This is a genomic window from Pyxidicoccus caerfyrddinensis (genome assembly GCF_010894405.1).
Classification (GTDB): domain Bacteria; phylum Myxococcota; class Myxococcia; order Myxococcales; family Myxococcaceae; genus Myxococcus; species Myxococcus caerfyrddinensis.
The window spans coordinates 261,389-285,449 of sequence record NZ_JAAIYA010000008.1; the positions used below are offsets into that span (position 1 = coordinate 261,389).

Annotated in this window: 20 protein-coding genes; 9 read left to right on the forward strand and 11 right to left on the reverse strand. The window is 70.7% G+C overall.

Going from position 1 to position 24,061, the window contains the following annotated elements:
* The first annotated feature begins 131 nt into the window (after window positions 1-131).
* The 6 genes from G4D86_RS20795 to G4D86_RS20820 all read left to right on the forward strand — a co-directional run bounded on the left by G4D86_RS20795 (window position 132) and on the right by G4D86_RS20820 (window position 6,486).
* Complete coding sequence (locus G4D86_RS20795) at window positions 132-935, forward strand: carbon-nitrogen hydrolase family protein (RefSeq protein ID WP_163995732.1); 804 nt, start codon at window positions 132-134, stop codon at window positions 933-935.
* A gap of 94 nt (window positions 936-1,029) precedes the next feature.
* Window positions 1,030-1,479: a FecR domain-containing protein gene (locus G4D86_RS20800; protein ID WP_205519678.1), complete on the forward strand. Its 450-nt coding sequence runs from the start codon at window positions 1,030-1,032 to the stop codon at window positions 1,477-1,479.
* The gene (locus tag G4D86_RS20805) at window positions 1,476-2,369 is read left to right on the forward strand and encodes a peptidoglycan-binding protein LysM (protein ID WP_240360377.1); all 894 of its coding nucleotides are present in this window, start codon (window positions 1,476-1,478) and stop codon (window positions 2,367-2,369) included. Before G4D86_RS20800 ends, G4D86_RS20805 begins: the two co-directional genes overlap by 4 nt.
* A 19-nt stretch (window positions 2,370-2,388) precedes the next feature.
* The gene (locus G4D86_RS20810; RefSeq protein ID WP_163995734.1) at window positions 2,389-4,095 is read left to right on the forward strand and encodes an HD domain-containing phosphohydrolase; all 1,707 of its coding nucleotides are present in this window, start codon (window positions 2,389-2,391) and stop codon (window positions 4,093-4,095) included.
* Between the two features lie 84 nt (window positions 4,096-4,179).
* Complete coding sequence (locus G4D86_RS20815; RefSeq protein ID WP_163995735.1) at window positions 4,180-4,518, forward strand: DUF971 domain-containing protein; 339 nt, start codon at window positions 4,180-4,182, stop codon at window positions 4,516-4,518.
* Between the two features lie 12 nt (window positions 4,519-4,530).
* Entirely contained in the window at window positions 4,531-6,486 is a 1,956-nt protein-coding gene (locus tag G4D86_RS20820) for a serine/threonine-protein kinase (RefSeq protein ID WP_163995736.1), read from the forward strand.
* Between the two features lie 25 nt (window positions 6,487-6,511).
* Here G4D86_RS20820 and G4D86_RS20825 read toward each other — a convergent pair whose 3' ends face one another.
* The 5 genes from G4D86_RS20825 to G4D86_RS20845 form a co-directional block, all read right to left on the reverse strand.
* Window positions 6,512-7,042 carry a ClpXP protease specificity-enhancing factor SspB gene (locus G4D86_RS20825; protein WP_163995737.1) on the reverse strand — a complete coding sequence of 177 codons (531 nt, stop codon included), beginning with the start codon at window positions 7,040-7,042 and terminating at the stop codon, window positions 6,512-6,514.
* Window positions 7,043-7,075: 33 nt separating this feature from the next.
* Window positions 7,076-7,564, reverse strand: coding sequence for an SsrA-binding protein SmpB (gene smpB, locus G4D86_RS20830; RefSeq protein ID WP_163995738.1), 489 nt, complete (start codon window positions 7,562-7,564; stop codon window positions 7,076-7,078).
* Between the two features lie 16 nt (window positions 7,565-7,580).
* Window positions 7,581-8,438, reverse strand: coding sequence for a pantoate--beta-alanine ligase (gene panC / locus G4D86_RS20835; RefSeq protein ID WP_163995739.1), 858 nt, complete (start codon window positions 8,436-8,438; stop codon window positions 7,581-7,583).
* A gap of 2 nt (window positions 8,439-8,440) precedes the next feature.
* The gene (panB, locus tag G4D86_RS20840) at window positions 8,441-9,358 is read right to left on the reverse strand and encodes a 3-methyl-2-oxobutanoate hydroxymethyltransferase (protein WP_163995740.1); all 918 of its coding nucleotides are present in this window, start codon (window positions 9,356-9,358) and stop codon (window positions 8,441-8,443) included.
* A gap of 163 nt (window positions 9,359-9,521) precedes the next feature.
* A complete protein-coding gene (locus G4D86_RS20845) occupies window positions 9,522-10,166 on the reverse strand; it encodes a deoxynucleoside kinase (RefSeq protein ID WP_163995741.1) in 645 nt (214 codons plus the stop codon).
* Window positions 10,167-10,392: 226 nt separating this feature from the next.
* Between G4D86_RS20845 and G4D86_RS20850 the strand changes: the two genes are divergently transcribed.
* Window positions 10,393-10,671 (forward strand): hypothetical protein, encoded by a 279-nt coding sequence (locus G4D86_RS20850; RefSeq protein ID WP_205519662.1) that lies wholly within the window; start codon window positions 10,393-10,395, stop codon window positions 10,669-10,671.
* A gap of 44 nt (window positions 10,672-10,715) precedes the next feature.
* Here the strand turns inward: G4D86_RS20850 and rsmA are convergent, their stop codons facing one another.
* The 5 genes from rsmA to G4D86_RS20900 form a co-directional block, all read right to left on the reverse strand.
* Window positions 10,716-11,573 carry a 16S rRNA (adenine(1518)-N(6)/adenine(1519)-N(6))-dimethyltransferase RsmA gene (rsmA, locus tag G4D86_RS20855; protein WP_163995743.1) on the reverse strand — a complete coding sequence of 286 codons (858 nt, stop codon included), beginning with the start codon at window positions 11,571-11,573 and terminating at the stop codon, window positions 10,716-10,718.
* Window positions 11,574-11,588: 15 nt separating this feature from the next.
* The gene (gene tsaD, locus G4D86_RS20860) at window positions 11,589-12,584 is read right to left on the reverse strand and encodes a tRNA (adenosine(37)-N6)-threonylcarbamoyltransferase complex transferase subunit TsaD (protein ID WP_163995744.1); all 996 of its coding nucleotides are present in this window, start codon (window positions 12,582-12,584) and stop codon (window positions 11,589-11,591) included.
* A 45-nt stretch (window positions 12,585-12,629) separates the two neighbouring features.
* The gene (locus G4D86_RS20865) at window positions 12,630-15,407 is read right to left on the reverse strand and encodes a response regulator (RefSeq protein WP_163995745.1); all 2,778 of its coding nucleotides are present in this window, start codon (window positions 15,405-15,407) and stop codon (window positions 12,630-12,632) included.
* A gap of 216 nt (window positions 15,408-15,623) precedes the next feature.
* Window positions 15,624-21,158 carry a J domain-containing protein gene (locus G4D86_RS52175; protein WP_205519663.1) on the reverse strand — a complete coding sequence of 1,845 codons (5,535 nt, stop codon included), beginning with the start codon at window positions 21,156-21,158 and terminating at the stop codon, window positions 15,624-15,626.
* Window positions 21,159-21,192: 34 nt separating this feature from the next.
* Window positions 21,193-21,696, reverse strand: a complete 504-nt coding sequence (locus tag G4D86_RS20900; RefSeq protein ID WP_163995751.1) for a tRNA (cytidine(34)-2'-O)-methyltransferase — start codon at window positions 21,694-21,696, stop codon at window positions 21,193-21,195.
* Between the two features lie 17 nt (window positions 21,697-21,713).
* Here G4D86_RS20900 and G4D86_RS20905 point away from each other — a divergent pair, with 17 nt between their 5' ends.
* The gene (locus G4D86_RS20905; protein ID WP_163995752.1) at window positions 21,714-22,091 is read left to right on the forward strand and encodes a DUF192 domain-containing protein; all 378 of its coding nucleotides are present in this window, start codon (window positions 21,714-21,716) and stop codon (window positions 22,089-22,091) included.
* A gap of 91 nt (window positions 22,092-22,182) precedes the next feature.
* Window positions 22,183-22,947, forward strand: a complete 765-nt coding sequence (locus G4D86_RS20910) for a Stp1/IreP family PP2C-type Ser/Thr phosphatase (protein ID WP_163995753.1) — start codon at window positions 22,183-22,185, stop codon at window positions 22,945-22,947.
* A 60-nt stretch (window positions 22,948-23,007) separates the two neighbouring features.
* On the opposite strand, the gene G4D86_RS20915 is transcribed toward G4D86_RS20910, so the two are convergent.
* A complete protein-coding gene (locus G4D86_RS20915) occupies window positions 23,008-24,039 on the reverse strand; it encodes a nucleotidyltransferase family protein (protein ID WP_163995754.1) in 1,032 nt (343 codons plus the stop codon).
* Window positions 24,040-24,061 lie beyond the last annotated feature (22 nt).

Sequence of the window (24,061 nt, forward strand, 5' to 3'; positions counted from 1 at the left end):
GGGCGTCCGTAGCACACGCCCCGTCGGGGTGTAAAGGAAGGACGCACCCTCCTGCTCCGGGTGAAACCTGCCCGACAGGGCAAGGAATTCCCAGGGGTTCCGCGACCCGGACGGGCGTTATAACGGGGTCCATGCACCTCATCGCCGCCGCGCAGATGGTGTCCACCGCGGACAAGAGCCACAACCTGGAGGTCGCCACCCGCCTCGTGCGGCGGGCGGCCAGTCTGGGGGCCCGCCTCGTCGGTCTCCCGGAGAACTTCTCGTGGATGGGTCCGGAGCCCGAGCGCCCCGGGGCCGCCGAGGGACTCGACGGCCCGACGCTCGCCCGCATGGCGGAGCTGGCCCGCGAGCTGAAGGTGACGCTCCTGGCCGGCAGCGTGCTGGAGGCGGGCGCGCCGGGGAACCGGCTCTACAACACCAGCGTCCTCTTCGGACCGGGCGGGGAGCGGCTGGCCGTCTACCGGAAGATGCACCTGTTCGACGTGGAGGTGGGTGACGGGGCTACCTATCAGGAGTCCGCCGCCGTGGCGCCGGGCACCGAGGTGGTCGCCGCCCAGACGGAGGTGGGCCGGCTGGGCCTGTCCGTCTGCTACGACCTGCGCTTCCCGGAGCTGTACCGGCGGCTGTCGAAGGAGGGCGCCACCCTGCTGGCGGTGCCGGCGGCCTTCACGCTGATGACGGGCAAGGACCACTGGGAGGTGCTCCTCCGGGCGCGGGCCATTGAAAACCAGGCGTACGTGCTGGCGCCCGCACAAGGTGGGAAACACTCCGCCAACCGCCTCACCTATGGCCACGCCATGGTGGTGGACCCCTGGGGGCTGGTGACGGCGCGGGCGTCGGAGGGCGAGGGGCTGGCGCTGGCGCCGGTGGACCCGGAACTGCAGGCGCGCATCCGCCGCAACCTGCCCTGCCTGCAGCACCGGCGACTGGACTAGCGTGTGCGTGGCCGGGCTCGTTTCCCGCGAGTCCCTCCCACTACACTGCGGCTTCCCGGAACCTCCCCACGTGAACGGACGACGCTGGCCCCCCATGCTGCTCGCGCTCGCGCTCTCGGCCTCGCCGCTCGGCTGCACCGCCGAGGAGACGCCGCCTGCGCCCGCGCCGCCCGCGCGTCCGGCCCTCGCCCCCCGCGCCCACCTGAAGGCATTGAAGGGCGAGGTGCAGATCAAGCGCGCCACCGAGGATGACTGGAGCGTCGCGCGCGAGGGGCACCCCCTCTTCGAGAACGACAAGGTGCGCACCGAGTCGGGCGCGGGCGCGGACCTCATCTTCGCCAGCGACGGCGGCACGGTTCACCTGGGCGGCGACTCGCTCATCGGCATCGCCGAGACGCGGCTGCGGCCGGGCCAGCCGCGCACGGACCTCACGGTGCTGCGCGGCCGCATCGACGCGGAGCTGGAGAAGCCCGCCACCCAGTCCCTCTCCGTCACCACCCCGGCGGCCACCATCCAGGCCGGAAGGGAGATTGTCTTCCAATGAGGATGGCGCTCCTCATGCTGCTGGCGGGGCTGGGCGTCGCCGCGCAGGACACGGCGGTGGTGGGCCCCCACGAGACGCTGCGCCAGGTGGCGGAGCGCACCGTGGGAGACCCGGCGGCCGCGGAGGAAATCCAGGCGCTCAACGGGCTGACGACGGACACCGTGGCCGAGGGCACGCGGCTGAAGGTGCCCGGACAGGAGCGCGCCCTGGCGCAGCGGGCGCTGGAGACGGCGCGCACGCTCGTCGGAGACGCGGGGACTTCACCCCAGGCCGAGGCGCGGCTGAGGGAGGCGGAGTCTCACTTCCGCGCCGCCCGCTACACCCTGGCCTCCGAGGCGGCCAACGCGGCGGGACGGCAGGTGGCGGCGACACCCACGCCGCAGCCCTCCGCCTTCAGCGTGGAGGTGGGCCCGGACGGAGGCACCACCACCGTCACCGTGAAGAAGGGCCCGCCGGTGCGCGTGGAGGCCGAGGGCGTTACCCAGCCTGTCGCCACGGGAGAGTCGCTCAGCGTGGCGAAGGGCTCCCCGCCGCCGGCGCCGCTGCCCCCCCTGGTGGCGCCGAAGCCGGTATTGCCGGAGGATGGGGCGCTGCTGAAGCTGCGCCCGGACAGGGCGGGCCGGCTGGGGCCGGTGAAGCTGACCTGGGCGGGAGTGCCCGGAGCGGAGCGTTACGAGGTGGAAGTGCTACACGACACGGCAGGCACCGCTGTCTACGCCCAGACCGTGTCCACCGTGGAGGTGAAGCTGCCCGTGCTGCCGGCGGGCCGCTACCGGTGGACGGTCCGCGCGCTGGGCCCGGCGGGCCGGTCCGAGCCCGGGGCCCCCCGGCGCTTCGAGCTGGTGTCGGAGCGGCTCAAGCTCGAAGTGCAGAAGGGACAGTGGCAGTAGCCACTGGAGGAGCAGCACCGTGCGCCTTTTCAAAGCCATCCTCCTGTTGATGCTGGTGGTGGGCTTCGTCCCCACGCTGATGGTGGGCTGGCTCTCCGTGTCCCATACGCGCGAGCTGCTGGTGCGCGACGCGCAGGAGCTGGCGCAGGAGCGCGTGAAGCAGCTCCAGCTCAAGGCGGAGGCCTTCCTCGGCGAGCCCACCGACGCGGTGCTGGGACTGGCCCGCGTGCCCGGCTTCTTCACGCTGCCCCTGGAGGCGCAGCAGACGCACCTGGCGTCGGTGCTCACGCAGCGGCGCGAGGTGCTGGCGCTCACCGTCTTCGGCCCGGACCGCAAGCGGCTGGCGGGCCTGCAGGCCTTCTCGCGGCATGACGTGTCGCCCAGCTCGCTGGCCGGGCACGAGGAGCGCGCCCGCGCGCTGCTGGAGAATCTGGACGGGCTGCGCTACGCGGACGTGGTGACGGGGCCGGACGGAGACGGGCCGGTGGTGACGCTGGCCTTCCCCGTGGGCGAGCCCGTCAAGGGCTACGTCGCGGCGGACCTGTCGCTGGCGGGGCTGCGGCGGATGCTGGAGCAGGAGCGCGTGGGCAGCACCGGCTTCGCGTACGTGGCGGACCGGCACGGGCACCTCGTCGCCGGAGGCGGAGGCGTGGCGGGCCTGGGCGAGGACGTGTCCCGGCGCCGCCCGGTGGCGCACCTGCTGCGGCAGCTGGAGCGCCAGCCGGACACGGAGACGTTCCACGTGGGCAACTTCGGCGAGGGCCGGGACGCGGTCGTCGCCGCGTACACTGTGCTGCCGGAGGCCGGCTGGGCCATCATCTCCGAGCAGCCGGTGGAGCATGCCTATCGGCAGGTGGAGGCCATGGAGCGCCGCATCCTCCTGGGTCTGGGCGCGGCCATCCTCGTCGCGCTGGTGCTGGCGGCGCTCTTCTCGCGCAACCTCACGCGGCCCCTCAAGGGCTTCACGAAGGGCGCGCTGGAGCTGGCGCGCGGCAAGTTCGGCGTGGAGGTGGACGTCCCCCAGAAGAACGAGCTGGGGGAGCTGGCCCAGACGTTCAACTACATGAGCAAGCAGCTGCTCGCGTACGACATGGAGAACCGCGGCCTCTACGAGAGCCTGGAGAAGGGCTATCTGGAGACCATCGTCGCGCTGGCCAACTCCATCGACTCGAAGGACGCGTACACGCGCGGCCACAGCCAGCGGGTGGGCGACGTGGCGGTGGAGGTTGGCCGCGAGATGAACCTCACCGAGCGCGAGCTGCGGCAGCTCCAGTACGGCGGCATCCTCCACGACATCGGGAAGATTGGAATCGTGGAGTCCATCCTCTGCAAGCAGACGCGGCTGACGGACCAGGAGATGGCCATCATGCGCGAGCACCCGGCCATCGGCGACGCCATCATCGGCCCGGTGAGCTTCCTCGGCGCGGTGCGCGCGTGCGTGCGCCACCACCACGAGCGCTGGGACGGCACCGGCTACCCGGACCGGCTCCAGGGCGAGGACATCCCCCTGCTGGCCCGCATCGTCGCGTGCGCGGACACCTTCGACGCCTGCACCTCCACGCGCCCGTACCAGAAGGCCATGCCGCTGGAGAAGGCGATGGAGATTCTCGACAACCTCAGCGGCGCGCAGCTGGACCCGCAGGTGGTGCTGGCGCTGCGGCGGGTGCTGGCGAAGCAGGGCGTGCGGCTGGAAGGCCACCGGCTGCCCGTCAAGCTCGCCTCGTAGGCGGCTCGCGCGCGCTTCTCGCGCCATGGGGCTGGAAGGATGGTAGGGAGGGCGCGGCGCTGTTGAGACTTCGGAAGGTGCACGTTGAGTTTCTGGGACCGCATCAAGCCCGCCGAGAAGCCCGTCTCCGGGACGGATGTCCGCGTGGCTCCCGACGGCTCCCGGCTGGAGCTGGGCTGGGACGACGGGGCGAGGACGACCGCCTCCGCGCAGTTGCTGCGCCAGCAGTGCCCGTGCGCCGGGTGCGTGGACGAGTGGACGAACAAGCGCACCCTCGACGCGACGAAGGTGTCCGCGGACCTGCGCATCAAGGAAGTCCAGCCGGTGGGCAACTATGCGCTGGCCTTCGTCTTCAGCGACGGCCACACCACCGGCATCTATCCCTGGAAGCTGCTGCGTGAGGTCACCCAGCCCGTCACCTGAGGAAGGCCGTCCGTGAACGAACGCTATCGGCTCGTACGGCAGCTGGCCTCTGGAGGCATGGCGGAGCTGTTTCTCGGCGTGGCGCGCACGGAGGGCTTCGAGCGCGCGGTGGCCATCAAGCGGGTGCTGCCGCAGCTGGCGCAGGAGCCGGACATCGCGCGCATGTTCCTCGCCGAGGCGCGGCTGGCCATGCTGCTGCAGCACCAGAACATCGCCACCGTGTACGACGTGGGCCAGGGCCCCGGCGGACTCTTCCTGGTGATGGAGCTGGTGGACGGCTGGGACCTCGGCGTGCTGCTGCGCACCGCCGCCCGGCAGGGCGTGCGCTTCCCGCCGCACCTGGCGGCCTTCATCGTGCTCCAGACACAGGCGGGCCTCACCCACGCGTACCGGAAGCAGCACGACGGGCGCCCGGTGATGGCGGCCCACCGCGACGTGTCCCCGTCCAACGTCCTCGTGTCACGCGAGGGCGAGGTGAAGGTGACGGACTTCGGCATCGCGCGGCTGGAGGGCGGCTCGCTCACGGAGCCCGGCGTCTTCCGCGGCAAGGAGGCCTACAGCGCGCCCGAGGTGCTCCAGGGCGCGCCGGCCAATGCCCTCAGCGACCAGTTCTCCCTGGGCATCGTCTTCCACGAACTGCTCGTAGGCCGGCATCCGTTCCACGACGTGAAGGAGCCCATGGCGGTGGTGTACGCCATCCTGTCGCGTGAGGTTCCGCCGCTGCCTCCGGACGTGCCCGCACCGCTGGCCGATGCCGTCCTGCGCATGCTGGCGCGGGGCCCCGAGCAACGCTTCCCGACGCCCGAGGCCCTGAGCGAGACGCTCGCGCGCTGGCTGGCCCGCTCGGGCGAGCCCGCCACGTCCCACGCGCTGGCCGACTTCATGAGGCGGCTCTCCCTGCCCCCCACCCTGCGCGAGCAGGCCGAGGCAGGGGTGGACGCGAAGTCGGCCCCGGCTGGTGCCACACACCCGTCGAACCCGGGGCCCTTCTCGCTCGTGGCGGAGAAGGAAGTGGAGGTGGCGCTCGAGCCCGGAGGACCGGCGCTCAGCAGCAGCGGGCGGCTGGTCCGCAACTGCGCGACGTGCGGGATGCCCCTGTCCGCTCCGCAGGCGCCGTGCGACTTCTGCGCCGAGGAAGCCGCCCTGCCCTCGCAGGCCTTCACGCCAGAGGCTTCCGCCCCCGTGGCCGCTCACGCCCCGGGTTCCTCCACGTCCACCTCGGGCCGCACCGTCGCTTTCGGCGCAACGGTTCCCGGTGGCGCTGGGGCGACGGGCCACTCCGGCGCGGCGACTCCGGTACGCCCGGCGCATGCGACGTCCCCCGGTGGCACCCGGCCCTCGGGCCACGTTGGCGCTACGACTTCCGCACGCGCGGCGGCGGCTCCTGGTGGCTCCGCTCTCACGGCCCATGCGCCGGCGGGCCCGCCAGCCGCGTCAGCCTCCAGGGCTTCCGCGTCGTCGGGCCAGGCCCGCCAGGACAGGCCGGCCCCGCAGCCGGAGCCCGCCCCTCTTCCAGAAGCCCTCCCACCGCGGAGCCTGCGCGAGACTCCCGCCCACGAGCTGGAGCTGGAAGCGCGCGCGCCGCGTCCGGAGAGCGACTGGGTGGAGGAGCAGGACCTGCCTCGTGCTCGCAAGCGCTGGGTGCGTACCGCCGTCGCGCTCGGGGTAGTCGCGGCGCTGGTCGGCGGTGGCCTCTGGGTCCTGACCACGCGCTCCTGGGTGGTGCCCATGCTGCTCGCGAAGCTGGGCGTCCCGATGCCCTCGCCCATCCTGAGCATCGTCAGCAACCCGCCGGGCGCCACGGTGCTGGTGGAGGGCCAGGAGCTGGGCACCACGCCCCTCGCCGTGGACAACCTCTACCCGGACAAGCCCATCTCCGTGCAGCTCAAGCTCAGGGGCTACCGCCCGTGGAAGGGCACCTTCCGCGGCGGCGAGCCCGTCGAGTTCAAGGTGGCGCTGGAGCGCTGAGCCTGACTCCAGCCTCACTTCAGCCTTACTTCACCAGTCGCAGGTGGCCCCGGCGCGGCGGCGGCGGGTCGTCCTGCGGCCCGTCTGGCGGTGCCGGCGGTGGCGCCACGTCGGACGGCTCACTGGAGCGCTCGCTGGCGGTGGGCACCTCGCGCAGGAAGGTGCGCGGGCGCTCGGCGGCCACGGGCACCACCGGCACGGGCTGCGGCGGACGTGCCGACGCGGGCTGCTGGAGCAGCTCCGGCGGCATGTCGTCCGGGTACATCCAGAACTCCTTCGTCACGTGACTGGCGATGGCGAACAGCGCCGACCAGGGCACCGCCACCGTGAAGCGCGAGCCAGAGAAGCTCAGCGTGCAGCGCACGCCCCACTCGCCCACCGTCAAATCCGGCGGGTCGAAGCGGTAGGAGAGGTTGAGGCGCAGGTGGGCCTCCCCCCTGATTGAGGCGGGGACGAGCACGCCGGGGCGGCGCGCGTCCAGGTGGATCATCACCATCCCCTGGTCGAGCGCGGCCAGCAGCCGCTCCTTCTTGTCGAGACCCTTCTTTTCGTCCATCGGTGTACGGCGAGAAAAATTCGGGCGCCCCTCTCAACGTCGGCGCATCGCCCGGTCCATCTCCCGCTTCGTCTCCCGCTCCTTGATGTCCTGGCGCCGGTCTTCGTGATTCTTCCCGCGGCAGAGCCCCAGCTCCACCTTGGCCCGTCCATTCTTGAAGTACAGCACAAGCGGGATGATGGAATAACCCCGCTCCCGCACCTTCGCCGCCCAACGGTCAATCTCGGCCCGGTGCAGCAACAGCTTCCGGCCCCGTGTGGGCAGGTGGTCGAAGAGGCTGGCGGCCTTGTAGGAGCCGATGTTGGCGTTGAGGAGGAACAGCTCGTCTCCCTTGGGAAGCGCGTAGGCGTCCGACAGGTTGGCGACTCCCTCCCTCAGCGACTTCACCTCGCTGCCGGTCAGCTCCAGACCGGCCTCCAGCTTCTCGTCCACCGTGTAGTCGAAGCGCGCACGCCGGTTCTCGGCGATGACCTTCACCCCGGGCTCACCGCCGGGTCCCTTCGACTTGCCGCTGGTTGTCATACGCGTCCCGCGTCTCCTAACCGCCCAGCGGCATGTTGTCGATGAGGCGCGTCGTTCCACTGAAGGCCGCGACGAGCAGGCGGGCGGACTGCCCGGGCGCCACCGAGGCCAGGGACGTCAGCCGCTCCGCGTCCACCAGTTCCACGTAGTCCTCGCGCAGCCCCGCCGCCTCCAGCTCGCGACGGACGGCGCCCACCAGCGCGCCCGCCTCCCGGGTGCCCTCCCGCAGGAGCGCCTGGGCCGCCTTCAGCCCCCTCGAGAGAGACAGCGCCCGCTTCCGCTCCTCGGGCGACAGGTAGGCATTGCGGCTGCTCATCGCCAGCCCGTCCGGCTCGCGCACCGTCGCCATGCCGACGATGTCCGCGCCCAGGTGCAAATCGCGGTTCAGCGCCTTGATGACCTGAAGCTGCTGGTAGTCCTTCTCCCCGAAGAGCGCCACGTCCGGCCGGAAGAGGCACAGCAACTGGGTGACAATGGTGGCCACGCCACGGAAGTGACCGGGTCGCCTTTCGCCGCACAGGCCCTGGCTGACCTCCGTCACCTCCACGTACGTCTGGTACCCCGGCGGGTACATCGCCTTGGGGTCCTCCGGCGCGAAGACGACGTCCACGCCCGCGCTGGCGCACTTCGCCACGTCCCCGGAGAGGTCCCGGGGGTAGCGCGAGAGGTCTTCCTTCGGGCCGAACTGGGTGGGGTTGACGAAGATGGACGTCGCCACCACGTCGGCGCGGGAGCGCCCCTCGCGCATGAGCGAGAGGTGCCCCTCGTGCAGGAACCCCATGGTGGGCACCAGCGCGAGCCGGCGCCCCTCACGGCGCAGCCCTGCGACCCACGCCTTCACTTCCTCCACGGTGCGCAGGACTGCGGTGCCCATGGCTAGACCGGAACCCCGTAGACGGGGCCAATCTTCTCGCCGCCCTCGGCGGTGGCGGTGGACGACTCCACGCGCGGCGCCGCGGGGTTGCCCGCCACCAGGCGGATGTTCTTGCTCGACTTGAAGGAGTGGTCCTCGTCGGGGAACGCGCCCTTGCGGACCTCGGAGAAGAAGGCGCCGGCCGCCTCCGTAATCGAGCCGTGCAGGTTGGCGTAGCGCTTGACGAACTTGGGCTTGAAGTCCGGGTTCATCCCCAACAGGTCGTAACAAACGAGGACCTGGCCGTCACAGTCCACGCCCGCGCCAATGCCGATGGTGGGGATGGACAGGCTCTGCGTCACCGTGCGCGCCAGTTCCAGCGGCACGCCCTCCAGCACAATCGCGTAGGCCCCGGCCTGCTCCAGCGCCAGCGCGTCATCGAGAATCTTGCGGGCCTGGTCCTCGTCGCGGCCCTGCACGACATAGCCGCCCATCTTGTGGACGGACTGCGGCGTCAGCCCCAGGTGGCCCATCACGGGGATGCTGGCGCGGGTAATCGCGCGCACCGTCTCCGCGAACTCGGCGCCACCCTCCAGCTTGATGCTGCCCACGCCACCCTCGGACACGAGCCGGCCCGCGTTGCGCACCGCGTCCTGCGGCGACACCTGGTAGCTCATGAAGGGGAGGTCACCCACCACGTGGGCCCGGCGCGCGCCGCGCGTCACGGCGGCGGAGTGATAGACCATCTGGTCCATCGTCACCGGCAGCGTGGAGTCATGGCCTTGGACGACCATGCCCAGCGAGTCACCCACCAGCAGCACGTCCGCGCCCGCCTGGTCGAGGATGTGGGCGAACGTGGCGTCGTAGGCGGTAACCATGCAGATCTTCTGGCCGATCTGCTTGAAGCGCTTCAGCGTATGGATGGTGACCTTGTCCTTCACGGTTCACCTCCTGTTGTCGACGGGTTGAACGGCCGTTGCAGACCCCTTCGCCCCTCGCCGTCCCTTGCGGGATCGCCGGAAGCCCGGAGTCTTCACCGCACTCTAACGCCCTCCGGGCGGCCGTGGGGGCCTGGAGGGCGTGCGGCCTGACGGGAGCCTGGACTCAGGCCCGCCGGGAAGCCTTTGGAAGGTAATGCTGGGTCCCCGGCTTCGCCTTCCGGATGGTGGCCAGGAGGTCCTCCCGGTCCGCCTCGTTGTTGACGAAGTCGATGTCCGAGGTGTCGACCACCAACAGTGGCGTCTCCGTGTAGTGGAAGAAGAAGGTGTTGTAGGAGTGGACGAGCCCCTCCAGGTACCCCGAGTCGAACTTGCGCTCGAACTCGCGGCCCCGCTTCTTGATGCGTTGCAGCAACACGTCCAGGCGGGCCTGGAGGTAGACAACGAGGTCCGGCTTGGCCACGCGGGGCCCGAGCGCCTCGAAGACGCGCTCATAGAGGGCGAGCTCGTGGGCGTCCAGGTTGAGGTGGGCGAAGATGCGGTCCTTCGCGAACAGGTAGTCGCTGACCGTCATCGAGCTGAAGAGGTCCTGCTGGAACAGGTCCTGCTGCTGCCGGAAGCGCGACAGGAGGAAGAAGATCTGCGTCTGGAACGCGAACTTCTGCCGGTCCGAATAGAAGCTGGAGAGGAAGGGATTTTCCTCCACCACCTCGAGGATGCGCCGGCCGGACAGGCGCTCCGCGAGGATGTTGGAGAGGCTCGTCTTGCCCACGCCAATGGGCCCCTCGACCACGATGTACCGGTAGTCCATCCGCCGAGGCCTCCCGACCGCGGAATGCGCGACTCGAGGCCGCGCGCGCACCTGCGCGAGGGCACGGCCACGCACCCGGGCGGATAACACAACACGGGCGCTGGAATCCGGCAATTTTCCACGGCCGCACCGAGCGTCCGGGACGCTCGCGCTCCCTTGACGCTCCGGAGGGCATCCCCTACGGTCCGCGCGACTTCATGGCGTGTGCGCGGGACGGTCTCCGGACATGAGTGGCAGGCAGCGGGTGAAGACGGTGGTGTTGCTGGAGGAGGCCCGCCAGAGCACCACCTCCAAGTCCACACCCGCACCGCCGGTGGAGCCGGATCCTCTCTACGGCGTGGTGCTCCTGAAGACGGCTCTGGAGCTCAAGCGCCGGCAGGACGGCACGGTGGAGGAAATCCTCCGCGGCGTGCTGGCGCGCATGCGCATTCCCGAGGCCGAGTTCTTCGCGTACCTGGAGCAGCAGGGCGGCCTGCTCCAAGCGCTGGGCCTGCGCGAGCGGTAGAGCCCGCACGCAGGCCGGGCCGGCGCGAGCGCCAGGCCTCCGCCCTACTCCTCCAGCTTCGGAGGGGGCAGCTTCTCCACCACCGGCCCGAGCGCGCGCTCGATGGCGGCGAACTCCTCGGGCGCGAGCGTCTCCGCGCGGCGCTGCGGGTCGATGCCGGCCGTCTGCAGCGCGGCGAGCAGCACCTCCGGTGAGCCGAGCGTGGTGTCCGACTTGATGGAGTTGAGCAGCGTCTTGCGCCGGTGGGAGAAGGACGCCTTCACCACGCGGATGAAGCGGGCCTCGTCGATGATGGGCGCGCGCGGGGCCTTGCGGCGGGTGAGGCGCAGCACGGCGGAGTCCACCTTCGGCGGCGGGTGGAAGCGCCAGGACTCCAGCGTGAGGATGTTCTCCGCGTCGAAGTGCAGGCCGAGCAGCACGGTGAGCAGGCCGTAGTCCCGGTTGCCGGGCACCGCGGCGAGCCGCTCCACCACTTCCTTCTGCAGCGTGAAGACGGCGCGCGACACGTGGGCGCGCTGCTCCAGCACGCGGAAGAGAATCTGGCTGGACAGGTGGTACGGGAGGTTGCCCACCACCGCCACGTCGGGCGCGCCGGCCACCTCGGCGAAGTCCACGGTGGCGGCGTTGCCGGCCACCACGTGCACGCCGGGGATGGCCTCCTTCTCCAGCACCGTCAGCATGTCGCGGTCCCGCTCCACGGCGGTGACGCGCGCCTTCGTCGCGGCGAGGAAGCGCGTGAGGTGGCCGAGGCCAGGGCCCAACTCCACCACCGGCTCGCCCTCGCGCAGGTTCACCGCGTCGGCGATGGTCTCCAATGCCTCCTCGTCCCCGAGGAAGTTCTGCCCCCAGCTGTGCTTGGGGCGCAGTCCATGACGCTTGAGGATGTCTCGCGGCTGTTCCACCCGGTCTCCTTCTCGCTACATGCGCCAGGCGGGGTCCGCCGCCAGGCGGAAGTCTCCGCGCAGGCCGCGGCGGTAGGCCTCATACCCCGCCACCGCGATCATCGCCCCATTGTCCGTGCACAACCGCACCGGCGGCAGGAACATGTTCAGCCCCCGCTCCTCCGCCCGCGCCTTGCACAGCGCGCGCAGCCGCGAGTTGGCCGCCACGCCCCCGCACAACACCAGGTTCTTGTGGCCCAGCCGGCGCGCGGCGGCCACCAGCTTCTTCGACAGCACGTCCGCCACCGCCTCCTGGAAGGACGCGCACAGGTCGGACAGCGCCTGCCCTCCCGGCACGCCGTGCTTCTGCGTGTGGTGCAGCACCGCCGTCTTCAGGCCGGAGAAGGAGACGTCGAAGTTGTCGCCGGGCAACGCGCGCGGGAAGCGGATGGCCTCCGGGTTCCCCTGCTGCGCGAGCTGGTCGATGGGCAGCCCACCCGGGTACGGCAACCCGAGGATGCGCGCCGTCTTGTCGTAGGCCTCGCCAGCCGCGTCGTCGCGGGTGCTGCCCACCAGCCGGTAGCTGCCATAGGCCTGCACGTCGTAGAGGCTGGTGTGCCCGCCGGACACGACGAGCCCGAGGAACGGCGGCTCCGGGGCCTCCTCGATGAGGCGGATGGCCAGCAGGTGGCCTTCGAGGTGGTTGGCGCCGACGAAGGGCTTGCCGGTGGCGAGGCTCAGCCCCTTGGCCACCTGCAGGCCCACCAGCAGCGCGCCGATGAGGCCCGGGCCGGAGGTGACGGCGATGAGGTCCACGTCGTCGAGCGTCTTCTGCGCGCGGGTGAGGGCCTCGTGGATGACGGGCATCACCTGGACGATGTGGTTGCGGCTGGCCAGCTCCGGCACCACCCCGCCCCAGCGCCGGTGGATGTCCACCTGGGTGGAGACGACGTCCGACAGCACGCGCCGGCCGTCCTCCACGACGGCGGCGGCGGTTTCATCACAGGAGGTTTCCAGTCCGAGGACGAGCAAGGCGGCTCACTTCTCCGAGGCGGTGGGAGCCAGCCGCCAGCCCGCTCAGTTGCCCAGGCCCTTGAGCAGCGAGCGGACCTCGTTGGCGGAGGCTCCCGTCGGTTCCAGGAACAAGTATCGCTTGTAGGCCTCGGCCGCCTGCGAATTCCGACTGGTGAACTGGTACGCCATGCCGAGCGACAGCCAGGCGCGCGCATTCCGGTCGTCCTCCCTGACCACTTCCTGGAGGAGCTTCGCGGCCTCGCGGTACGCCGAGTCCGACGTGGAGCCGTTCACCAGCGCGATGCCCAGGCCCGCCTTCGCCTCCGTGGCGGCCGGCTTGAGGACCAGCGCCTTGCGGTAGCTGATGGCGGCGGACTTGTGCCGACCACCGACGATGGCCGCCTTCGCCGCCTTCACCAGGTTCGCGTACTCGACTTCCGGGTCCACCGGCGGCGTGTTGACGACCGGGTCCGCACCCTCGGGCTTCGGAGCCTCCGCAGTAGCCGCCCCGGCATCCGGCGTGGCGACAGGCGTGGGCGGAGTCACGACGGCGGTGGCCGTCCCCGCGTCGACGGCGGCCGTCGGCGTGGCGGTCTCCGTCGGAGGGGGCGTCGGGTCCTTCTGGGGCTCAGGCGGCTTCACCGTGTCGACGGGGGTCGGCTGCTCCACCGGAGGCTTCGGCGCGGGCTCCTTCTCCTTCCCACCGGAGCCACCACCCACGACGACGACCGCGGCGACGGCGCCGATGAGCAGCACGCCGACGGCCACGTACAGGCCGGTGCGCTTGGGACGGACGGACTGGGCCAGCGCGGCGTCGGAGAGGTCCTCGTTCGACGCGGGGGTGGGCTTCACCTCGGCGGGCTTCGAGGCCGGCGCGGGCTTCGCCTCGACAGGCTTTGTCTCGACGGGCTTCGCTTCAGCGGGCTTCGGCTCGGCGGGCGGCGCGGTGACGGGCGTCGGCACAGCGCTCGGCGTCCGCGGCTCCTCGGTGAGGGCGGGCGCCACCGGCGCGGCAACGCCGTGGCCCGGGTACGGCGGCAGCGCGAGCTGCTGGGGTGGAGGCGAAGGGACTTCCTCGACCTCCAGGACGGACTCGTCGGCCGCGGACACCGGCGCCACCGGCGGCACGCTGGAGCCAGACTGGGACGGGGCGCCCCTGCCGCTCACCAGCGTCACCTCGGACGACGGAGGCGCCGGGGTGGGCGGCGGCACGGGCGGCAGCGGATTGGGGCCCACGGCGGCGCCGCCGAAGATGGGCGCGCGCGAGGCGGCCGACTCAGCGGCAGCGGAGCTCTGGCCGAACGCCGGGGCCGAGGAGCCCTGTCCGCCCGAGCCCCCGAAGGTGCGCGGCGAGGGAGACCACAGCGAACCCGGCCCCCAAGTGGACGCCGAGCTGATGCCGTCGGTGTCGACGCGGCTCCAGTCCAGCAGGAGGCTGCGGTGCGCCTGCTCCACGGCGCGGTGGGCCGGAGGCGGCTCCACGAGGAAGGACGAGCCCTCCTCCGCGGGAGGCAGCGGGGGCGCCGCCGCCGGCTCCTCGGCGACGCCATTGCGCCGGGGCCTCGCGGGGAAGACGACGACGTTGGCCGGCTGGGCCGGGCCCGTCGCGGCGGGCGCGGACGGGGCCTCGTCCTCCACGCCCGCGGGCGGCGCGAGCACGCTCGGCGGCATCGAGCGCGGCGCGACCGGGACTTCCACGGGCGCGACGGCCACGGGAACACTGGGGGCTTCCACGGGCGCGACGGCCACGGGGACGCTCGGAGGCGGCTCCGGCGCCACGGGCGGCGGCTCCGGGGCCACGGCCACGGGCGCGGGCTCCACGGGCGCGCTCGGAGGCGGCGCCGCGTTGAGCCACTGCTCGATGCCGGGCTTGCTGCTCTGCACCGGCTCCAGCGGGGCGTTGCCCAGCTCGCGGATGAGGCCCTCGAAGTACAGCTTGCTGATGATGCCCAGCGCGGCGAGGTCCTCGAAGTCCGAGTCCTCCACCACGCGGCTCAGGGTGCGCTTGCCGTCGAACAGGCGCAGCAGCCCGTTGACCTCGTCCGGAATCTCCGAGAGGCGGTCGGCGAGCTGGTGGTAGTCAATCTCGAACACCGTCTCGAGCGGCGGCAGCTGCTCGAGCATGCGCCCCCACTCGTCCAGGCGGCGCATGCCCTCCATCAGCAGGCCCTGGGTGGAGATTTCAATGCGCTCCGGGCGGTCCAGCGCGCTGAACTGCACCTCGAACTGGCCCTCGAAGGTGTTGAGCATGCGGTAGAAGGCGTTCTCGCCCTTCAGCCGCCCCAGCTCCGCGTCGATGACCCGTCCGTCCTTGAAGTAGACGGTGCCGGTGCGCTCGCCCTGGATGTTGATGAGGCCCGTCTTGCGGCCAATCTCGAACGTCTGCACCAGGTCCACCACGCCCATGTCGGCGAGGCTGCCGGCGAAGCCGCCCTTCGTCGTCTCCCGCTTCTCGATCCTCTCCTTCTCCGCCTTCTGGAGGATCATCTTCACGCGGGTGACAATCTCTTTGATGTAGATCGGCTTGGTCAGATAGTCGTCGCCACCGAGCTCGAGGCCGCGCACCTTGAACTCGACCGACTTCTGGTTCGTCAGGAAGACGTACGGGATGAACTTGAAGCGCTCGTCGGACTTGAGCGCCTTGCACAGCTCGAAGCCGTCCATCTCCGGCATCTTCGTGTCGGCCAGCACGAGGTCCGGTGGGCTGATCTGGACCTTCTCCAGCGCATCCTTGCCGTGGATGGCCGTCGTCACGGAGAAGCCAGCCTTCTTCAGGCTGACCTCCATCACGCGGAGGCTCTTTGCGTCACCATCGACCAGGAGCAGGTGCTGCTTGGCCACGTTACTTGCCTTTCGTCACTGCGAACTTCTACAGAGAGCCTGACGCGGGAGCATCCTGCCCGCTTTCCAGGCATGTCAATGGCTCGGGACGGCGGAGCCTCTGGCTGGCCCCCTGCTGGACAGGCGGCAATCGAGCCCGGTTCCTGGGAGGGCCGAGAAGGCCCGCTGCAAAGGCACCCGCACGATGCGTGAGGCTCGCGGGCGCCCGTGGGCGGGTCAGCGGAAGAAGCCGCCTTTCTTCGGCGGGTTCTTCTTGCGCATCTCGATGAGGCGCAGCTCCTGGTTGGCTTCCAGGTGCTTGGAGTTGGCGCGCACCGCATCGCGGAAGTGGCGCTCGGCGCGGTCCATGTCTCCCTCGACACGGGCGATGACGCCGAGCTGGTAGTGGGCGCGGTCGCAGTTGGGGTCGGTGCGCACGGCGTCCGCCATCATCTGCTTGGCCTTGGCCATGTCCGCCTTGCGCGCCGGGTCCATGTAGATGGCCCAGGCGCGAGCGGCCAGGTACACGGGCTTCGCGTCCATCGAGTAGGCGCGCTCGTAGTGGTCCGACGCGGTGGTGAAGTCGCGCTTGCGGAAGAAGACCTCGCCCATCTTGTAGAGGTCGTCCGGGCTGCTGTCGGGGCGCCCCGCGGCGCGAGCGGCCGGACTGGCCGGCGTGGCGGACGGCGTGAGCGGCTTCGGCGGGGCCGGCTGCGCCTGGAGGTTCTGCTGGTACGCCTTGCGCCGGGCGTCGTCGTAGAGGGCCTCGTAGGCCTCGCGGATGGCCTCGAAGACGGAGGTCATCTTCGGCGCCAGGTGGGGAATCGTCGGCGGCAGCCGGTCCGGGTGGAAGACCTTGGCGAGGCTGAGGAACGCCGTCTTCACCTGGTCGCGCGAGGCATCCTGCGGGAGGCCGAGCACGAAGAAGTGGTCCCGCTTCGCCTGGATGTCGGCGTAGCGCTGCTCGATCTGCTGGGCGAGCCGCGCCTCGTCCGGCTTGGGAGGCTCGGTGGCGGCGGCCGGGGTGGACGCGGCCTGGGAGGGCTCGCTCGTGGGTGTCGCACCCACCGTGGCGGGAGGGCGCGAGCCGAGCACGCCCATGTTCTCCATCGCACGGCGCAGCAGGCGCTGGCGCCGGAGCTTCGCTGCCTCGTCGGGGTTGGAGGGGTCTGCCGCCACGTCGTCCTCGTCGAAGTCCCAGTCGTCCAGGTCTCCGGACGGCTCGGCCCATGCAGTCTGTCCAGTTGGCCCGGTGTTGTCACCGGGGAAGGTCCCCGGATCCAGAGGTGCCTCTGGTTCGATCGTCGCTTCAACAATGGCCTCTATGGGGGGCTCGTTGAAATCGACGCTCGCCGGATTGACATCCGAGCGGACGAGCGATTCCAGGTGTGAGTCCACCTGCATGAGGGCCGCCTCGAAGGAGGCCGTGAGGTTGGCGGCGCCCTCGTCCTTGTCGAAGGCGACGATGCGCCACAGGTCCTCCTCCCCCGCCTTGGCCGAGGCAGGCCCCAGCCGGAGCGGCGGCGGCGCGGAACTGGGTGCCGGACGGGTGGCCCACAGGCTGTCGTCCTCCGTGGACGAAGTTTCCGCCGTGAGCGGGAGCGAAGGGGTGGGCGTGAGGACGGGGGGCGCGCCCCGGGGCGTGGCGCCGCGAGCGGAGGGGGGTGCGTCGGACGGAGTCAGGACCGGAGGCCCCGCGGCGGGGGCTCGGGCCGGAGGCGCGGGCAGCGGGTCGGAGGCGGGAACGGCGTCGTCCCAGACCTCGGGTTCGACCTCCAGCAGGGGCAGTTCCTCGGGTTCCGCCGGGGTGGACTGGGAGGACTCGCGCGCCTGCCACGGCTCGTCCTGCACGGGGACGAGGTCCTTCGTGCGAGTGGGCGGAGTGGTGCGGGGAGGCTCCTCGGCGAGCCAGGGCTCCAGCGGCTGCGTCTGCGAGCGGCGGAGCGCCTCCTCCATGTCGTGAAGCAGCGCGGCCTGGGCGAGCTGGCGGGCGATGCGGAGGGTGTCGGGGCTCTCGGGCTGGGAGGGGAGCTCCAGGGAGGCGGCGGACGGCGGGACGGCATCCGCCCACGAGCCGGAGGACTTCGGAGGCTCGGGGTCGGCGGAGATGATGTCACCGACGTCGAGGGTGAGGGCGTCGGCGTCATCCGGGCTGGGCGCGGAGGAGAGCTGCTGGGATTGGCGGGCCTCTGCGGCGAGGCGGGCTTCTTCGGCGAGCCGGGCTTCTTCCTGCTGACGGGCCTCTTCCGCGAGCCGGGCTTCTTCGGCGAGCCGGGCCTCTTCAGCGAGCCGGGCCTCTTCAGCGAGCCGGGCCTCTTCAGCGAGTCGGGCCTGCTCCGCGAGACGCGCCTCCTTCGCGCGACGGACCGCTTCAGCGCGGCGACGCTCTACTTCGAGCCGAACCTCCTCGGCATGGCGGGCCTCTTCGGCTAGGCGAGCTTCTTCTGCGAGACGAGCCGATTCCGCGACACGAGCCTCTTCCGCGACGCGAGCTTCCTCTGCGAGACGAGCCTCTTCCGCGACACGAGCTTCCTCTGCGAGACGAGCCTCTTCCGCGACGCGAGCTTCCTCTGCGAGGCGGGCCTCTTCTGCCAGGCGAGCCTCTTCAGCGATGCGTGCGTCCTCGGCGCGGCGGGCCTCTTCCGCGACACGAGCTTCCTCAGCAAGGCGGGCCTCTTCCGCAACGCGCGCTTCCTCAGCGATGCGCGCTGCCTCCGCGACGCGAGCCTCTTCCGCGACGCGAGCTTCCTCAGCGAGGCGAGCCTCTTCAGCAATACGTGCTTCTTCAGCGAGGCGAGCCCCTTCCGCGACACGAGCTTCTTCAGCGAGGCGCGCCTCTTCGGCCTGACGGGCCTCTTCCGCGACGCGAGCTTCCTCAGCGCGACGAGCCTCTTCCGCGAGGCGTGCTTCCTCAGCAAGGCGCGCCTCTTCGGCCTGACGGGCCTCTTCCGCGAGGCGGGCTTCCTCAGCCCGACGAACCTCTTCGGCGATGCGAGCCTCTTCGGCCCGCCGAGCTTCCTCAGCCAGTCGCGCTTCTTCAGCCAGCCGGGCCTCTTCGGCGAGGCGTCGTTCCTCCGCGAACCGAGCCTCTTCTACTCGACGCGATTCCTCCTCAAGCCGAGCCGCTTCCGCGAGCCGACGCTCCTCCTCGAGCCGAGCCTCTTCGGCGAGTCGGGCTTCCTCTGCGATGCGCGCCTCTTCAGCTCGCCGTGTCTCTTCAGCAAGCCGGTTCTCCTCATCGATGCGCCGCTCTTCCGCGAGGCGCATCTCTTCCGCTATGCGGGCCTCTTCAGCGACACGTGCTTCTTCCGCGAGCCGAGCCTCTTCCGCTCTGAGTGCTTCTTCAGCCTGGCGTCGCTCTTCCGCGAGGCGGGCCTCTTCTGCCCTGCGCGCCTCTTCTTCGCGCCTAGCCTCTTCGGCACGACGTGTCTCCTCCGCGAGGCGCGCTTCTTCCGCCAGTCGAGCCTCTTCAGCGAGTCGAGCCTCTTCAGCGAGTCGGGCCTCTTCCGCGAGGCGACGCTCTTCTTCGAGGCGCGCTTCTTCCGCCAGTCGAGCCTCTTCAGCGAGTCGGGCCTCTTCCGCACGACGAGCTGCTTCAGCGAGGCGGGCTTCCTCAGCAAGACGTGCCTCTTCCGCGAGACGCGCCTCCTCCGCACGCAGCGCCTCTTCTTCCGCGAGGCGAGCCTCCTCCATCAATCGCGCTTCTTCGGCGAGGCGCAGCTCTTCTTCTGCGATCTTGCGACGCACTTCCTCGGCCCGGCGCGCCTCCTCCGCGAGCCTCAACTCCTCTTGGAGTCGAGCCTCCTCTTCAATCCTCCGCTGTTCGGCAACCCGGGCCTCTTCAGCCAACCGGGCCTCTTCAGCGAGACGCGCCGCCTCCGCGAGTCGGGCCTCTTCCGCGAGTCGGGCCTCTTCCCGCTGGCGCTCCTCTTCGAGTCGGGCCTCTTCCGCGAGCCGTGCCTCCTCCGCCAGCCGAGCGACTTCCGCAAGGCGACGCTCCTCTTCGAGGCGAGCCACTTCAGCGAGCCGAGCCTCTTCAGCAAGGCGGGCTTCTTCCGCAAGACGGCGCTCCTCCTCCTGACGCGCCTCTTCCGCGAATCTCAGGTCCTCCGCGCGGCGGGCTTCCGCTTCAAGGCGGCGCTGCTCAGCAACACGGGCTTCTTCAGCCAGCCGTGCTTCTTCAGCGAGTCTGGCCTCTTCCGCGAGGCGAGCAGCCTCTTCGGCGCGACGAGCCTCTTCGACCAGACGGGCCTCTTCAGCCAGCCGAGCCTCTTCAGCCCTTCGTGCTTCCTCAGCGAGCCGAGCTTCTTCAGCCAGCCGGGCCTCTTCGGCGAGGCGATGCTCCTCAGCGAGACGCGCCTCTTCTGCCAGTCGTGCTTCTTCGGCCCGTCGAGCCTCCTCCGCGAGACGCGCCTCTTCCGCCAGCCTGAGTTCCTCTTCCAGGCGCGCCTCTTCAGCAAGGCGCCGTTCCTCTTCGAGGCGGGCTTCTTCGGCCCTCCGAAGTTCCTCCGCAGCGCGCCGTTCCTCTTCTTCGGCACGGAGTCGAGCCTCCTCCGCGAGGCGGCGCTCCTCGGCGAGTCGAGCCTCTTCCGCGAGCCGAGCCTCCTCAGCCAGTCGAGCAGCCTCTTCGGCCTGGCGCCGCTCCTCTTCGAGTCGGGCCACTTCTTCGGCGCGACGGCGCTCTTCCTCTAGCCGTGCCTCCTCGGCGAGCCGAGCCTCCTCCTCTGCCCGGATCCGCTCGGCTTCGAGCCTTGCAGCCTCAGCAATGCGGGCTTCCTCTTCAAGCCTGCGACGCTCCGCCTCGCGACGCGCTTCCTCGGCCAGCCGCGCCTCTTCGGCGAGCCGAGCCTCCTCAGCCCTACGGCGCTCCTCTTCGAGCCGGGCCTCTTCAGCCAGCCGGGCCTCTTCAGCCAGACGACGCTCTTCCGCGAGCCGGGCCTCTTCCGCGCGACGCGCCTCTTCCGCCAGACGACGCTCTTCCGCGAGACGCACCTCTTCAGCCAGCCGTGCCTCTTCCGCGCGACGCGCCTCTTCCGCGAGTCGGGCCTCCTCGGCCAACCGTGCCTCTTCAGCTCGCCGCCGCGCCTCCTCCTCCGCCTGCCGCCGCGCCTCCTCCTCCGCCTCACGCCGCGCCTGTTCCCGCGCCTCCCACTCCTCCACCGACAGCGCCTGAACGCACCCCTCGCGCTCCAGAACGAGGAGCAGTGCCTCCTGCGCGGCCGTCAGCCCTTCCGGCTGCCGGAACTCCCCCAGCGTCGCCAGGAACTCGCGCTCCGCCGCATCCGTGAGCCACGGGGCACACTTCGCCACGTCCTCACAGCGAAACACCCGCGCAACCCGGCTCCCACCGACCGGCGCCTCCAGCGCCGCGCGCACCACCCGCGCACCCGCAATCGGCCGGAAGTCCTCCTCCACCGCCCCGGGCTCGAACGCCGCGCGCTCGGCCAGTTCGCTCAGCCTCCGCACGTGGGCGAGCACCTGCTGCTCCACCACCGCGTCCGGCTCCAGGCCGTACTCCTCCAGCAATTCCTCGTCCGGCGCCCCCGCCCCGCCCCGCGCCCACAGCGCGTCCAGCGCCTCCGCGCCGAGCATCCCGCTCTGCAAGAGCGCCTGCGCCGGGCTCTGGTAGCCAAACCCCAGCTGCGTGCCCACGAGGTTGCCCTCTCGCAAGTGCAACCGCGACTCACGCCCTCCCGCGGAAAGCGTCAGCCTCCCGGTGGCTCGGGTCTTGTGGGCGGAGTACAGCGCTTCGGCGGCCTGCGACGGGGTCATGCTCCGTCGCAGTGTAGTCCCTCTGCACCGCCCCTCAACTTGCCGGGGGTGCCTGCCTGCCCGCTCCGCTGAAGGCCACCTGCCTCAGGGCCTCATAGGCCCCGATACCCACCGCCGTGGACAGGTTCAGACTCCGCCGCTCCGAGAGCATGGGAATCGTCACCGCCGTCCCCGTCCCCCCCTCCATCACCTCGGGCAACAGGCCTGTAACTTCCGAGCCGAAAACCAGGTGGTCTCCCTCCTGGAACCGGGCCTCGTACAGCGACGTCTCCGCCCGCGCGGAGAACAGCCACCGCCGGGCGTCCGGGAAGTCCTCCACGTACGCCGCATAGGTGGGATACAGCTTCAGGAACACCTTGTCCCAGTAGTCCAGCCCCGCCCGCTTCAGGTGCTTGTCGTCGATGGAGAAGCCCAGCGGCTCCACGAGGATGAGGCGGCAGCCCGTCACCGCGCACAGGCGGGCGACGTTGCCCGTGTTGGGCGGAATCTGGGGGGAGACCAGGACCAGGTGCAGCGGACGCGCCAGGGGTTCGAGCATGGGATAGAACGGGCTACATGCACTGGAGGGTGAACAACGAGACGCGGCAGCGGCTCTTGGCGGACCGGGCCGAGCAGGCCACCGGGTTCCTCCACCGCTTCAAGGGGCTCATGGGGCGGCGCTCGCTCGCCGTGGGCGAGGGGCTGCACATCCTCCCCTGCAACTCCATCCACACCTTCTTCATGCGCATCCCCATCGACGTGGTGTTCCTGGACCGCCAGGGCGTCATCGTCAAGCAGTTGTCCGCACTCCCTCCCTGGAGGGCAACGTCCGTCTACTTCCAGTCACGCTCCGTGCTGGAGCTGCCGGCCGGCGTCCTCGAAGCGAGCGGCACCCGGGAGGGTGACCGATTGACCTTCGACCCGGTCTCCTTGAGCCTCGAATCCCCCGCCTGAACAGCGGGCAGGCACGAGTTTTGACCGTTTTCCGAGGGCTTTGTTACTCTCGGGCGCCAGTTTCCCGCCCCCTCCAGAAGAGTTCCCGAGCATGCGCATCGAGGTAGCCGGCAGCACCCACGTCGGGATGAAGCGGAATCACAACGAGGACAACTTCCTGGTGCTCCAGGAGGAGAACCTCTTCTGCGTGGCGGATGGCATGGGTGGCCACTCGTCCGGGGAGATTGCCAGCCGCATCGCGGTGGACGAGCTCGGTGAGTTCTACCGGATGACGTCCAAGGACCAGGACTGCACCTGGCCCTTCAAGATGGACAAGCAGCGCAACTACGACGAGAACCGGCTGTCCACCGGCATCAAGCTCGCCAACGCGCGCATCTACGAGAAGGCCACCATCGAGACGAAGTACAAGGGCATGGGGACGACCATCGTCACCGTCCACTTCGCCAGCGACGTGGCCTACGTGGGCCACGTGGGCGACAGCCGGGTGTACTTCTTCCGCTCCGGCGTGCTCAAGCAGGTGACGGAGGACCACTCGCTCCTCAACGACTACCTCAAGGCGAAGAAGCTCTCGCCGGAGGAAATCGAAAACTTCCCACACAAGAACGTCATCGTCCGCGCGCTGGGCATGAAGGAGAACGTCCAGGTGGACGTGTCGCGCGTGGAGCCGCAGGAGGGCGACGTCTTCCTGCTGTGCTCGGACGGCCTGAGCGGCATGGTGACGGACGCGCAGATGCAGGACATCCTCCAGCGCACGCCCGAGCTGGAGAAGGCCTGCGGCCAGCTCATCGACCTGGCCAACGCCGCCGGTGGCAACGACAACGTCACCTGCGTGCTGGCGCGCTATCACGCCGCCTGAGCCGCGCCTCCTCGCGGTGGAGGGCCCCGAAGCACCGGGGCCCGTCCGCCGCTCGAAGCCTCACCGCCCGCCAAGCGGCGCGGGAATCCGGTGCGGGCCCCACGCGAGGACCTCGGACAGCGTCTCGCCGGCAGCCACCTCGGTCTCCTCGAACACGGCGGCGCGCTGCACCTTCACGTCCGCGCCCAGCTTCGCACCCGCGCCCACGGACACGCCCGGACCCACCGAGGCCCCAGCCGCCACGGCGGCACCGCGCCCGATGTACACGGGCCCCTCCACCGACGTCGTGTCCACCTGCGCCTCCGGAGACAGCCACGCGCCCCCGGGCCCGCGCATCGTACCGGCCAGCGGCGAGTCCACACCCAGCCACTCCAGCCGCACTCGCCCGGCAAGCACGTCCTGCACCGTGGCCAGGTAGCGCGACGGCGTGCCCAAATCGGACCAGTACCCGTCCACCCGCACGCCGCGCACCGTCTGCCCCGCCTGCATGGCGCGCACGTAGACTTCGCGGTTGATGTCCTCGGGCCCCTCGGCCGTCATGAAGTCGAAGATGCGCGGGGACATCACGTGCACGCCGGTGAAGTGCCACGGGGACAGGCCCTCGCCGCCGGGGCCGTGGCCGGCGATGCGCCGCACCCGGCCCGCGCCGTCCAGCTCCACCGCCGCGTACTTCTCTCCCTCCGGCATGGGCTGCAGCACCATGGTGGCCACCGCGCCGGACGCACGGTGCATGGCCACCACGGGCTGCAGGTCCACCGGGTAGAGGATGTCCCCGTTGAACACGAGGAAGTCATCCCCGGAGAGGAAGTCGCGCAGGCCGCGGATGCCGCCGCCGGTGCCCTGGATGACGGGCTCGTGCACCACGTGCAGCGGCAGCTTCAGGCGCGCACACTCGGCGCGGGCCACCTCCGCCATGGTGTCCGGCAGGTGGTGGGTGTTGATGCCCACCGCCGTCACGCCCGCGGCCTTCAGCACCGCCAGGTGGTAGCGCAGCAGCGGCTGCCCGAGGAACGGCATCGCCGGCTTGGGCCAGCGCTCGGTGAGTGGACGCAGGCGGGTACCCAGCCCCGCGCAGAGGACCATCGCCTTCATTGTCGCTACCCCTCTCCGAGCT